Source organism: Pseudomonas sp. JC1203 (assembly GCF_056175065.1).
On record NZ_JBWCAM010000003.1, the window covers coordinates 190658 to 203036 of the forward strand.

10 protein-coding genes are annotated in these 12379 nt (G+C 63.6%); 8 read left to right on the forward strand and 2 right to left on the reverse strand.

Going from position 1 to position 12379, the window contains the following annotated elements; all coding sequences use genetic code 11:
• Positions 1–23 precede the first annotated feature (23 nt).
• Together AC0SZ7_RS06235 and AC0SZ7_RS06240 are read right to left on the reverse strand one after the other, a co-directional pair.
• Positions 24–3512 (reverse strand): response regulator, encoded by a 3489-nt coding sequence (locus AC0SZ7_RS06235; RefSeq protein WP_475503554.1) that lies wholly within the window; start codon positions 3510–3512, stop codon positions 24–26.
• The gene (locus AC0SZ7_RS06240; protein WP_475503555.1) at positions 3487–3834 is read right to left on the reverse strand and encodes a hypothetical protein; all 348 of its coding nucleotides are present in this window, start codon (positions 3832–3834) and stop codon (positions 3487–3489) included. Before AC0SZ7_RS06240 ends, AC0SZ7_RS06235 begins: the two co-directional genes overlap by 26 nt.
• Here AC0SZ7_RS06240 and AC0SZ7_RS06245 point away from each other — a divergent pair.
• From AC0SZ7_RS06245 to AC0SZ7_RS06280, 8 genes are all read left to right on the forward strand, one after another.
• Positions 3834–4199, forward strand: a complete 366-nt coding sequence (locus AC0SZ7_RS06245) for a response regulator (RefSeq protein ID WP_475503556.1) — start codon at positions 3834–3836, stop codon at positions 4197–4199. The genes AC0SZ7_RS06240 and AC0SZ7_RS06245 overlap by 1 nt on opposite strands.
• 123 nt (positions 4200–4322) lie before the next feature.
• Positions 4323–5264, forward strand: a complete 942-nt coding sequence (locus AC0SZ7_RS06250) for a MurR/RpiR family transcriptional regulator (protein ID WP_475503557.1) — start codon at positions 4323–4325, stop codon at positions 5262–5264.
• Positions 5265–5337: 73 nt separating this feature from the next.
• The gene (locus tag AC0SZ7_RS06255) at positions 5338–6246 is read left to right on the forward strand and encodes an AraC family transcriptional regulator (RefSeq protein ID WP_475503558.1); all 909 of its coding nucleotides are present in this window, start codon (positions 5338–5340) and stop codon (positions 6244–6246) included.
• A 255-nt stretch (positions 6247–6501) separates the two neighbouring features.
• On the forward strand, positions 6502–7818 hold the full coding sequence (locus AC0SZ7_RS06260; protein ID WP_475503559.1) for an ABC transporter substrate-binding protein: 1317 nt from the start codon (positions 6502–6504) through the stop codon (positions 7816–7818).
• 69 nt (positions 7819–7887) lie between these two features.
• Positions 7888–8814 (forward strand): carbohydrate ABC transporter permease, encoded by a 927-nt coding sequence (locus tag AC0SZ7_RS06265; RefSeq protein WP_475503560.1) that lies wholly within the window; start codon positions 7888–7890, stop codon positions 8812–8814.
• 10 nt (positions 8815–8824) lie between these two features.
• Positions 8825–9661, forward strand: coding sequence for a carbohydrate ABC transporter permease (locus AC0SZ7_RS06270; protein WP_475503561.1), 837 nt, complete (start codon positions 8825–8827; stop codon positions 9659–9661).
• 117 nt (positions 9662–9778) lie between these two features.
• Complete coding sequence (locus tag AC0SZ7_RS06275) at positions 9779–10882, forward strand: ABC transporter ATP-binding protein (protein ID WP_475503562.1); 1104 nt, start codon at positions 9779–9781, stop codon at positions 10880–10882.
• Between the two features lie 15 nt (positions 10883–10897).
• Positions 10898–12379, forward strand: coding sequence for a mannitol dehydrogenase family protein (locus AC0SZ7_RS06280; RefSeq protein WP_475503563.1), 1482 nt, complete (start codon positions 10898–10900; stop codon positions 12377–12379).

Genomic DNA, 12379 nt, shown 5'->3' on the forward strand with positions numbered 1-12379 from the left:
TCGCAGGTCAAGGTTTTGCGGCACTAAATGCGCTCCAGCTGTGGCAACCACACGCGTATCAGGGAAAACAGCCGGTCCAGGTCGATGGGCTTGGCCAGGTAGTCGTTGGCGCCGGCCTGCAGGCAGCGCTCCTGATCATCCTTCATGGCCTTCGCGGTCACGGCGATGATCGGCAGCTTGCGCCAGCGCGTGTCCTTGCGGATCTCGCGGGTGGCTTCGTAGCCGTCCATCTCCGGCATCATCACGTCCATCAGCACCAGGTCGATGTCTTCCACTTCATTGAGTTTGTCGATGGCCTCGCGGCCGTTACGGCCGATTTCGACGATCGCACCCTTGTGCTCCAGGGCACTGGTGAGGGCGAAGATGTTGCGCACGTCGTCGTCCACCACCAGAATCTTGCGGCCCTCGAAGACCTTGTCGCGGCTGCGCGCGGTCTTGAGCATCTTCTGTCTTTCCTGGGACAGCTGCGATTCGACTTTGTGCAGAAATAATGTCACCTCGTCCAGCAACCGCTCTGGCGAGCGCGCGCCCTTGATGATGATGGAGCGCGAATACTTCAGCAGCTCGGCCTCTTCGTCGCGGGTCATGTTGCGGCCGGTGTAGACGATCACCGGCGGGAACGCGCAGATCTCTTCGGTGGACATGCGCTTGAGCAGGTCGTTGCCGAGCATGTCCGGCAGCTTGAGGTCGATGATCATGCAGTCGTAGACGTTGTCGCGCAGCAGGTCCAGGGCTTCCTGGGCCAGGCCGACGGCGGTGATCTCGATATCCTCGTCACCGATCAGGCGCGCGATGCTCTCGCGTTGCAGGTCGTCGTCTTCCACCAGCAGGATGCGCTTGAGCTTCTGCGTGAGCTTGGCTTCCAGGCGCGCAAACACGTCTTTCAGCTCATCGCGGGTGGTGGGCTTGACGGCGTAGCCCACGGCGCCCATGTGCATGGCCGCCTCGACGCGGTCTTCCACCGAAATCACGTGCACCGGGATATGGCGGGTGGCGGGCAGTTCCTTGAGGCGCTGCAGCACGGTCAGGCCGGAATGGTCGGGCAGGCGCATGTCCAGCAAAATGGCGTCGGGCACGAACTGCGCGGCCAGGTTGAAGCCCTCGTCGGCGCCGTGGGCCACCAGGCAGTGGTAGTTCAGCTCGTGGGCCAGGTCGAAGAGAATGCGCGCAAAGTTCGGCTCGTCCTCGATCACCAGAATGCAGCGGCGCTCGAACGGGCCTTTTTCGCGGTCATCGGGGAAGCGCGCGATCACCACCTCTGGCAGCAACGCAGGTTCGGGCGCGGCAACGGCGTGCTGCGGCGCCGGAATGACGGTAGGTGCCGGGTGCACCTCGTCGCGCTGCATTTCCTCGTAGCGCTGCGGCAGCACCAGGGTGAACTCGCTGCCCTTGCCCAGGGTGCTGCTGACGCTGATGTAGCCGCCCAGCAGGTTGGCCAGGTCGCGGGAAATCGACAGGCCCAGGCCGGTGCCGCCGTAGCGGCGGTTGGTGGTACCGTCGGCCTGGCGGAAGGCCTCGAAAATAGCCTGCTGCTGGTCGGTGGCAACGCCAATGCCGGTGTCGCGCACATGGAAGGCAATGCCGTTGTCCGGCTGCGGCGCCACGGTCAGCGTCACCTGGCCCTGCTCGGTGAACTTCAGCGCGTTGGACAGCAGGTTCTTGAGGATCTGCTCCACGCGCTGGCGGTCGGTAAACAGCATGGGCGGCGCGCCGTCCAGCAGCGCCACCGAGAAGTCCAGGCGCTTGTCGGCGGCCAGCGGCTCGAACATCGTGCGCAGGCCGTCCACCAGGCGCGCGGTGCTGGTGTTTTCCGGGCGCACGTCGAGCTTGCCGGCTTCCACCTTGGAGATATCGAGGATGTCGTTGATCAGGTTCAGCAGGTCGTTGCCGGCGGAATAGATGGATTCGGCGAATTTGACCTGCTCGCCGGTGAGGTTTTCCTCGGCGTTCTCCGACAGCAGCTTGGCCAGGATCAGCGAGCTGTTGAGCGGCGTGCGCAGCTCGTGGGACATGTTGGCGAGGAATTCGGACTTGTACTTACTGGAGCGCTGCAGTTCCTCGGCGCGCTCTTCCAGCTCCACCTGGGCGCGGTTGAGTTCCAGGTTCTTGGCGTCCAGGGCATCGCGCTGCTCGGCCAGGGCGTCGGTGCGTTCGGCCAGCTGTTCGTTGGTCTGCTCCAGTTCCGCCTGCTGGGTTTCCAGGTGCGCCTGGGACTCCTTGAGCACCCGCGACTGTTCTTCCAGTTCTTCGTTGGCGGTTTTCAGCTCTTCCTGCTGCACTTGCAGCTCTTCGTTGAGCTGCTGGGTCTCGGCCAGTACTTCCTGCAGGCGCTGGCGGTAGCGCGCGGCCTCGATGGAGGTGCCCAGGTTGCTGGCCAAAAGCTCCAGCAGTTCCACGTCGCGTTCGCTCAAGGGGCGCAGGAAGCCCAGTTCCACCACGCCGTTGATGCCGTCGTCGTTATGGGTCGGCACGATCAGCACACTGTGCGGCAGGCCTTCGCCCAGGCCCGAGGTGAACTTGAAGTAGTCCTGGGGCACGTCATCCAGGCGCATCAGGCGCCCGCTCTGCGCCACCTGGCCAATCACGCCTTCGCCGTTGATGATGATCTGCTCGCGGCCTTCCTGCTCGCGTGAGAAGCCGTAGGTGGCCACGCGGCGCAGGCTGCCGTGCTCTTCACGTACATACACCGCGGCCACCACGCTGCCCAGGTAGTTGGCGAAGAACTGCAGCACGTTGCGCCCCAGCATTTGCAGGGTGAGTTGCCCCAGCACCTGCTCGGCCAGTTGCGTCTGGCCCGTGCGCAGCCAGGCCTGGGCTTCGAGGCGCTCGGCGCTGCGGCGCTGGGCGTCGAGGTTGTCGCCGTAGGTAGTGGACAGGGTGAGCATGTCGCGCCGGCCAAAATAGGCCAGCGCCGCGCTGATCAGCACCAGGAAGGCAATATAAAGGGTGATCGACAGGGTGATGGTATGGGCCACGTCCTGGCTGCGCTGCTGGCGCAGGTTGTGTTCCATGGCGAGGAAGTCATCGAACTCGCCACGCACCGCGTCGGTCAGGCGTTTGCCACGGCCGGTCTGCACCACCGAGGAGTAGTCGCCGGTGCTGCGCTTGAGGTCGATCATCGACTGGGAGTAATTCATCCACTCCTTCTGCAGCGCGGCGATACGGGTCAGGCGGTCGACCTGGGCGGTGTTGTCGGCCACCAGTTCCTGGAGCGCCGGGACCTCGGCGGCGAGCCGCGGCTTGGCCAGCTCGAAGGGGTCAAGGTAATCTTCCTTGCCGGTCAGCAGGTAGCCGCGCATGCCGGTTTCCATGTCGATGGACAGCTTGGCGACTTCGTTGGCATTGTTGATGACCCGATCGGTGTGTTCCACCCAATCAATGGTATTCATCAGGTAGCCGATGATGCTGACGAACACCACGCCGCTCAGCAGGCCCACGCCCAAGGGCAGGCTGACGTTGCGGGTCAGCAGCTTGCGAAAGCTCTGCTCATCGATGCTGGAGGGTTTGCTCATGTCCCTTGCGTCCCTGGTGAGGTGGTAAAACGGCAGAGTTTGCCGGAATTCCACGTAAAAGATCCAAATTTTCCCGCATCAACATGAGAAATTTCGCACGGAACTTTCCATGTTCTCTTACGCTTTCTAGAAGGCGGCGGCGGTTTTGGCCAGCAAATGCGGCTTTATTTTGCATATCACTGGCACGCCGGTATCCTTGTGCCACTGTTTTTGCGTTTTGGTAACCGTCGTACGGAACTTGCCGGCGCCCCTGCTTACTCATTAAAGACTGGCGGCGCCCGTCGCGCCCTGCCTTTTCCGTCACCGCCCAGGACTGCTCCAATGCCAAACGCCACCGCCCCAACCATTCTTGTCGTCGAGGATGACGACATCGTGCGCATGCTGATCGTCGATGTGCTGGAGGAGCTGGAGTATCAGGTGCTCGAGGCTGCCGATGGCGAACAGGCACTGAAAATTCTGCGCGAGGACAACATCATTCACCTGATGATGACCGACCAGGGCCTGCCGGACATGGAAGGCACGGCCCTGGCCACCAAAGCACGAGAGCTGCGCACCGGCCTGCCGGTGCTGTTCGCCAGCGGCTACGCGGAGAACATCGAGCTGCCCGCCGACATGCACATGATCGGCAAGCCTTTCTCCATCGACCAGTTGCGCGACAAGGTCAAGGCTGTGCTTGCACAGCCGTAGAAACCGGCTGGCAAAGGGGTAGCAAAATTCTTCGGAGAATTGGATCCGCGTTTTTAAATTCCATCTACACTTTCGGAATAATACAAAACGCCTGCTCCTTTTCATCCCCAGGACGCTGCCACCATGATGGACACCCCTAACCCCGACCTTTCCCACAAGGTCTACAAAACGCCCTTCATGCAGCAGATAATCCAGGTGGCCGACCAGTTACGCCACCGCTCCGGGGCCAGCGGGGAGAAGCAGACGGCGTTGTTCAAGGTGGCCTACTACATTCTGCAGAACCCCTGGCTGACGCCCACCCTGAACATCGAGCGCATGGCCGAGGGCGCCCACACCTCGACGGCTGCGGTAAACCGCCTGGCCAACCACATGGGCTTCAATGGCTTTACCGGCCTGCGCGAGGCGCTGGTGCAGCACTTGCTGGAACTGGTGTCGCCGGTCGACCTTGTGCAGCACGAAGTGGCCCACCACCCCGAGCGCGGCTTCGACCTGGCGCAACAGGTTCGCCTGAGCAATGGCAACCTTGAAGCGGTGCTCAACGCCAATGACGATGCGCAGTTCGAAGCCGTGGTCAGCAGCATCAGCCACGCCGGCAACCTGTACATCCTGGGTTTCGGCAACAGCCACTACCTGGCCGGGCTGGCAGCCAGCTGCCTGATCCCACACTGCGCCCACGTGATCACCCTGAACATGGAAGGCGGCAGCGAAAACGCCACCTACCGCCTGGCCACCATCCACGAAGGCGACGTGCTGCTGACCCTGGCCCTGCCCCCCTATACCCGCGACACCCTGCGCATGGCGCAGTACGCCCTGGGCCGCGGCGCCACCGTGCTGGCCATCACCGATTCGCCAGCCTCGCCCATGGCCGACATCGCCGACCACTGCCTGTACGCCTCCCCCGCCCACCCGGTGCTGCGCAACTCCAAGGTGGCGCTGGTGGCGGTCATTGAAGCGCTGGCCACTGCCGTGCGGTTGCGCAACAGCGAGCCGGTGAACCAGTCCATTCGCCTGGCCGAGGACGCCCTGGCCTACATACAGCGCACCGGCAGCGACCCGGCAGGCTGACCGGCCATTGCGCAGCCGGCGGGCGTTTGATTACTCTGGCAGCCATTGGCAAACAACAATAAGCGGCCATGGCATGACCCGACCCAGCAGAATCACCGACCCGTCCTATGAGTTGATGGACGATCACGAAGGCCTGTCGATCATCTACCGCCAGCACGGTTTCCCGTGCCCGCTGGTGCGCTGGCACTTCCACAAGGAATACGAGCTGCACCTGATTGTCGCCAGCGCCGGCAAGGTGTTCATCGGCGACTACATCGGCAATTTCACCCCCAACAGCCTGTTCCTCACCGGCCCCAACCTGCCGCACAACTGGATCAGCCAAGTCGGCCCTGACCAGGTGGTGGAAAAGCGCGACATGCTGGTGAACTTCACCGATGAGCTGTTCGACAGCGCCCTGCCGGTATTCAGCGAGCTGAAAACCCTGGGCCCGCTGCTGGAGCGCGCGCGCCACGGCATCGAATTCCGCTGCCCGCACACCCTGGCGCAGGCCACCGAACTGATGCAACGCATCGCCGACAGCCGTGGCGTAAGCCGGCTGGGGCACTTCCTGATCCTGATGGAGCTGCTGGCCGCCTGCGAGGACTATCAGCTGCTGTCGGACGGCAACTCGCCGCAACTGGCCGACGAGCACAGCATCGACCGCACCAACCGCGCCGTGGACTACATCTTCAGCCACTACGGCCGCGAACTGCCGCTGGAGGAAGTGGCGCAGTACCTGGGCATGAAGCCCACGTATTTTTCCCGCGTGTTCAAGCAGGCCACCGGACGTTGCTTCGTGGAGTTCGTCAACCGCCTGCGCATCAGCAAGTCCTGCGAGCTGCTGGCCGATGGCGACAAGCCGGTGACCGATGTGTGTTTCGAGTCGGGCTTCAATAACATCTCCAACTTCAACCGCCGCTTCCAGCAGCTCAAGGGCATGACCCCCAGCCACTACCGGCGCCTGGCGGTGCAGCGCTTGACCGAGCAGAACCTGGGCGCCTGAGACTGCGGACGCAGCCTTCGGCAGCTGCTACGCGCCCCCCCGCCCGCCCCTCCCGCAAACCCTGTAGCAGCGGCCAAAGGCCGCGTCCCGCCATGCCACAGTGCAAAATAGTATCGACACGCCTGCCTCCAAGGATTTGTAACCCGCCCATTTTGGGTCTGTAATCAATCCCAGCTGCTTCCCACGCTTCAGGAAGACACAACAACAATAACCAGGCTTCGTGCCCACCGGGCACCGAAGAGGAGTGCAATGTCGATGCCCGCCAGAATCCTGCTTGCCCGCGCCAGCCTCGCCGCCCTGCTGGGGCTCTGCGTCACGGCCCACGCCGACCAGACGCTGACCATCGCCACCGTCAACAACAGCGACATGATCCGCATGCAGCGGCTGTCGAAAACCTTCGAAGAACAGCACCCCGACATCAAGCTGAAATGGGTGGTGCTGGAAGAAAACGTGTTGCGCCAGCGCCTCACTACCGACATCGCCACCCAGGGTGGCCAGTTCGACGTGTTGACCATTGGCATGTACGAAGCGGCACTGTGGGGTGCCAAGGGCTGGCTGGAACCGATGAAAGACCTGCCCGCCGATTACAACCTGGACGACGTGTTCCCTTCGGTGCGCGACGGCCTGTCGGTGAAGGGCACGCTGTACGCCCTGCCCTTCTACGCCGAAAGCTCGATGACCTACTACCGCACCGACCTGTTCAAGGCGGCCGGGCTGACCATGCCCGACCACCCTACCTGGACCCAGATGGCCGAGTTCGCCGCCAAGCTCAACAAGCCCGACCAGGGCCAGTACGGCATCTGCCTGCGCGGCAAGGCCGGCTGGGGCGAGAACATGGCGCTGATCACCACCGTGGCAAACAGCTGGGGCGGGCGCTGGTTCGACGAGAAATGGCAGCCTGAATTCACCGGCCCCGAATGGACCGGCGCGCTGACCTTCTACGTCGACACCATGAAGAAATACGGCCCGCCGGGCGCTTCCAGCAACGGCTTCAACGAGAACCTGGCGCTGTTCAACAGCGGCAAGTGCGCCATGTGGGTCGACGCCACCGTGGCTGGCTCATTCGTCACCGACAAGAGCCAGAGCAAGGTTGCCGATAATGTCGGCTTCACCTACGCCCCCCACGAGAAAACCGACAAGGGCTCGGCCTGGTTGTATTCCTGGGCCCTGGCCATCCCTACCAGTTCCAAGGCCAAGGACGCCGCCAGCACCTTCACCCAGTGGGCCACCTCCCAGGCCTACGCCAAGCTTGTGGCCGACAAGGACGGTATCAGCAACGTGCCGCCAGGCACCCGCGCCTCTACCTACAGCGATGCCTACATGAAGGCTGCGCCGTTCGCGAAAATCACCCTGGAATCGCTGAAGTCCGTGGACCCGAAAAGCCCATCGGCCAAGCCGGTGCCCTACGTGGGCATCCAGCTGGTCACCATCCCCGAGTTCCAGGGCATCGGCACCCAGGTGGGCAAGCTGTTCGCCGGCGCGCTGGTGGGCACCAGCACGGTCGAAAAAGCCTTGGCCGACGCGCAGTCGACCACCGAGCGCGAAATGAAACGCGCCGGCTATCCCAAGTAGCCGGCCCAGGTCACTGGCCCGCGATGGCCAGCCCGCCCCGGGGCTGGCCAGCCTTTCAAGGTACCCATCATGAGCACGTCTACTGCCAAGGCGCAGCCACAGGTCCACCACGACCCGGGCAAGCGCCGCCTGAACAACCCCGGCTGGTTCCTGGTCACCCCTTCGGTAGCGCTGCTGCTGTTGTGGATGATCGTGCCGCTGGGCATGACCGTCTATTTCTCGCTGATGCGCTACAACCTGCTGGACGGCGGCGAGAAAACCTTCACCGGGCTGGGCAATTTCCAGTTCTTCTTCACTGACGACGGGTTTATCCCGGGCATGACCAACACCTTGCTGCTGGTGGGCAGCGTGCTGCTGATCAGCGTGGTGCTGGGCGTGCTGATAGCCGCGCTGCTGGAGGCCAGCGAATTCTTCGGCCGCGGCATCGTGCGGGTGCTGCTGATATCGCCGTTCTTCATCATGCCCACGGTGGGCGCGCTGGTGTTCAAGAACCTGATCTTCCACCCGGTGTCGGGCATTCTCGCCGACCTGTGGCGGTTCTTCGGCGCGCAGCCAATAGACTGGCTGGCCAACTACCCGCTGCTGTCGATCATCATCATTGTCAGCTGGCAGTGGCTGCCGTTCGCCATCCTGCTGCTGATGACCGCCATGCAGTCCCTGGACCAGGAGCAGAAGGAAGCCGCGCGCCTGGACGGTGCCGGGCCGATCGCGATTTTCTGGCACCTGACCCTGCCGCACCTGGCCCGGCCGATTGCCGTGGTGGTGATGATCGAGACCATCTTCCTGCTGTCGGTGTTCGCCGAGATTTTCACCACCACCAACGGCGGGCCGGGCTTTGCATCCACCAACCTCGCCTACCTGATCTACAACCAGGCGCTGGTGCAGTTCGACGTCGGCATGGCGTCGGCCGGTGGCCTGATCGCCGTGGTGATCGCCAACATCGCCGCCATCATCCTGGTGCGGATGATCGGCAAAAACCTCACCGACCAGCCTTGAGGCCCGCGCCATGACCCTGACACTCAAGCAACACCGGCGCCTGCAAAGCGTACTGCTGGGCCTGCTGGCCTGGGCCATCGCGCTGTTGCTGTTCTTCCCCATCTTCTGGATGGTGCTGACCAGCTTCAAGACCGAGATCGATGCCTTCGCCACGCCGCCGCAGTTCATCTTCACCCCGACGCTGGAGAACTACATCCACATCCAGGAGCGCAGCGACTACTTCCACTTCGCCTGGAACTCGGTGCTTATCTCCTTCAGCGCCACGCTGTTGTGCATGTTGATCGCGGTACCAGCCGCCTACTCCATGGCCTTCTACGAGACCAAGCGTACCAAGCAGACGCTGCTGTGGATGCTGTCCACCAAGATGCTGCCGCCGGTGGGCGTGCTGATGCCCATCTACCTGCTGGCCAAGGGTTTCGGCCTGCTGGACAGCAAGCTGGTGCTGATCGTGATCTACACCCTGATCAACCTGCCGATCGTGGTGTGGATGGTGTACACCTACTTCAAGGACATCCCGCGCGACATCCTCGAAGCGGCGCGGTTGGACGGTGCCACATTGCTGCAGGAGATGGTACGGGTGCTGCTGCCGATCAGTAAGGGCGGGCTGGCCTCGACACTGCTGCTGTCATTGATTCTGTGCTGGAACGAGGCGTTCTGGTCGTTGAACCTGACCAGCTCGAACGCCGCGCCCCTGACTGCGCTGATTGCCTCGTACTCAAGCCCCGAAGGCTTGTTCTGGGCCAAGCTGTCGGCGGTGTCGACGCTTGCGTGTGCGCCGATCCTGATATTTGGCTGGATCAGCCAGAAGCAGCTGGTGCGCGGCCTTTCCTTCGGTGCCGTCAAATGATGTTTCCACTGTTTCGGGAATTCTCTGTGGGAGCTGGCTTGCCAGCGAGCCTTTCAGGCCCCCAACAGCTCGCTGGCAAGCCAGCTCCCACACATTCAGACTGGCAGGAGTGATCCCATGGCCACATTGAAAATAAAAAACCTGCAAAAGGGCTTCGAGGGCCTGTCCATCATCAAGGGCATCGACCTGCAGGTGAACGACAAGGAATTCGTGGTGTTCGTCGGCCCCTCGGGCTGCGGCAAGTCCACGCTGCTGCGCCTGATCGCCGGCCTTGAAGAGGTCACCGGCGGCACCATCGAGCTGGACGGCCGCGACATCACCCAGGTAAGCCCGGCCAAGCGCGACCTGGCCATGGTGTTCCAGACCTACGCCCTGTACCCGCACATGAGCGTGCGCAAGAACATGTCGTTCGCCCTGGACCTGGCCGGCGCCGACAAGGCCGAAGTGCAGCGCAAGGTCGACGAAGCCGCGCGCATCCTGGAACTGGCGCCGCTGCTGGAGCGCAAGCCCAAGCAGCTGTCGGGCGGCCAGCGCCAGCGCGTGGCCATCGGCCGCGCCATCGTGCGCAACCCGCGCATCTTCCTGTTCGACGAGCCGCTGTCCAACCTCGACGCCGCCCTGCGCGTGCAGATGCGCCTGGAACTGGCGCGGCTGCACAAGGAACTGCAGGCCACCATGATCTACGTCACCCACGACCAGGTGGAAGCCATGACCCTGGCCGACAAGGTGGTGGTGCTCAGCGCCGGGCGCATCGAACAGGTGGGGTCGCCGCTGGAGCTGTACCACCACCCGGCCAACCTGTTCGTCGCCGGCTTCCTCGGCACGCCGAAAATGGGCTTCCTCAAGGGCCGCGTCAGCCGCGTCGACAGCCACGGCTGCGAAGTGGAGTTGGCTGCCGGCACGCGCATCAGCCTGCCGCGCAGCAGCGCCAGCCTCAGCGTGGGCAGCGAGGTAACCCTGGGCATTCGCCCCGAGCACCTGGAGCTGGCGCAACCGGGGCAGCCCGGCCTGGCGGTGACCGCCGATGTCGGCGAGCGGCTGGGCAGCGACACCTTCTGCCACGTGGTCACCGACTCCGGCGAGCCGCTGACCTTGCGTATTCGCGGTGACCTGGCCAGCCAGTATGGCGAGCGCCTGAACCTGCACCTGGACCCCACCCACTGCCACCTGTTCGATGCCCAAGGCATCGCCGTGGCCAAGCCGCTGCTGGCCGCGGCCTGACGAGGACCCCTAGCGATGAAACTGACCCGCGACAACCTGAATAAACTGGCGGCGCACATCAAGCGCCCCGGCTATGCCACCGCCGACACCCGCCAAGGCATCGTGCACATTGGCGTGGGCGGCTTCCACCGCGCCCACCAGGCGTTTTACACCGACGCCTTGATGAACACCGGCGAGGGCCTGGACTGGGCCATTTGCGGCGCCGGGCTGCGCAGCGACGACCGCGCCATGCACGACGCACTCAAGGCCCAGGATTCGCTCTACACCCTGGTGGAACTGGGCGACGGCACCGGCCACGAAGTGCGGGTAATCGCTGCCATCAGCGGCATGCTGCTGGGCGAGGACAGCCCCCAGGCGCTGATCGACAAGCTGGCCGACCCGGCCATTCGCATTGTCTCGCTGACCATCACCGAAGGCGGCTACTGCATCGACGACAGCACCGGCGAGTTCATGGCGCACCTGCCGGCCATCCAGCACGACCTGGCCCACCCAGAGGCGCCGCGCACGGTGTTCGGCTTCCTCTGCGCGGCCCTGGCCAAACGGCGTGACGCCGGCACTCCGGCGTTCACGGTGATGTCCTGCGATAACCTGCCGCACAACGGCGCCGTGGCGCGCAAAACACTGCTGGCGTTCGCCGACCTGCGCGACCCGGCCCTGCGCGACTGGATCGCCCGCCACGTAAGCTTCCCCAACGCCATGGTCGACCGCATCACGCCCATGACCAGCGCCGCGCACAAACGCCAATTGCTTGAGCAGCACGGTGTCGACGACGCCTGGCCGGTGGTGTGCGAACCCTTCGTGCAGTGGGTGCTGGAAGACAAGTTCGGCAACGGCCGGCCGGCGTGGGAGAAGGTCGGCGTACAGTTCACCGACGACGTCACCCCCTACGAGGAAATGAAGATCAAGCTGCTCAACGGCAGCCACCTGGCGCTCACCTACCTGGGCTTCCTGAAAGGCTACCGTTTCGTCCACGAGACCATGAACGACCCGCTGTTCGTGCGCTACATCCGCGCCTACATGGACCGCGACGTGACCCCGCAGCTGGCCTCGGTGCCGGGTATCGACCTTGAAGGCTACAAGGACACCCTGATCGAGCGCTTCAGCAACCAGGCCATCGCCGACCAGTTGGAGCGGGTGTGCTCGGACGGCTCGTCGAAATTCCCCAAGTTCACCGTGCCCACCCTCAACAAGCTCATCGAAGCCGGCGCCTCGCTGGACCGCGCCGCCCTGGTGGTGGCTGCCTGGGCCCTGTACCTCAAGGGCGTGGATGAAAACGGCACCCACTACAAGATTCCCGACCCGCGCGCGGAGTTCTGCCAGGCGCTGGTAGCCGATGATGTAATGCTGACCCAGCGCCTGCTGGGCGTGGAAGAGATTTTCGGCAAGGCCATTCCGCAGTCGGCGGCCTTTGTCGCTGCCTTCGAAAACCAGCTCAAGCACCTGCGCCAACTGGGGGTCGACAAGACCCTGGAACGCCTGCTCAGCTACGAGGAATAA

Coding starts and splice junctions, on each gene's coding strand:
- AC0SZ7_RS06235 (WP_475503554.1), bottom strand. CDS start 3,512: ATGAGCAAACCCTCCAGCATCGATGAGCAGAGCTTTCGCAAGCTGCTG.
- AC0SZ7_RS06245 (WP_475503556.1), top strand. CDS start 3,834: ATGCCAAACGCCACCGCCCCAACCATTCTTGTCGTCGAGGATGACGAC.
- AC0SZ7_RS06250 (WP_475503557.1), top strand. CDS start 4,323: ATGATGGACACCCCTAACCCCGACCTTTCCCACAAGGTCTACAAAACG.
- AC0SZ7_RS06255 (WP_475503558.1), top strand. CDS start 5,338: ATGACCCGACCCAGCAGAATCACCGACCCGTCCTATGAGTTGATGGAC.
- AC0SZ7_RS06260 (WP_475503559.1), top strand. CDS start 6,502: ATGCCCGCCAGAATCCTGCTTGCCCGCGCCAGCCTCGCCGCCCTGCTG.
- AC0SZ7_RS06265 (WP_475503560.1), top strand. CDS start 7,888: ATGAGCACGTCTACTGCCAAGGCGCAGCCACAGGTCCACCACGACCCG.
- AC0SZ7_RS06270 (WP_475503561.1), top strand. CDS start 8,825: ATGACCCTGACACTCAAGCAACACCGGCGCCTGCAAAGCGTACTGCTG.
- AC0SZ7_RS06275 (WP_475503562.1), top strand. CDS start 9,779: ATGGCCACATTGAAAATAAAAAACCTGCAAAAGGGCTTCGAGGGCCTG.
- AC0SZ7_RS06280 (WP_475503563.1), top strand. CDS start 10,898: ATGAAACTGACCCGCGACAACCTGAATAAACTGGCGGCGCACATCAAG.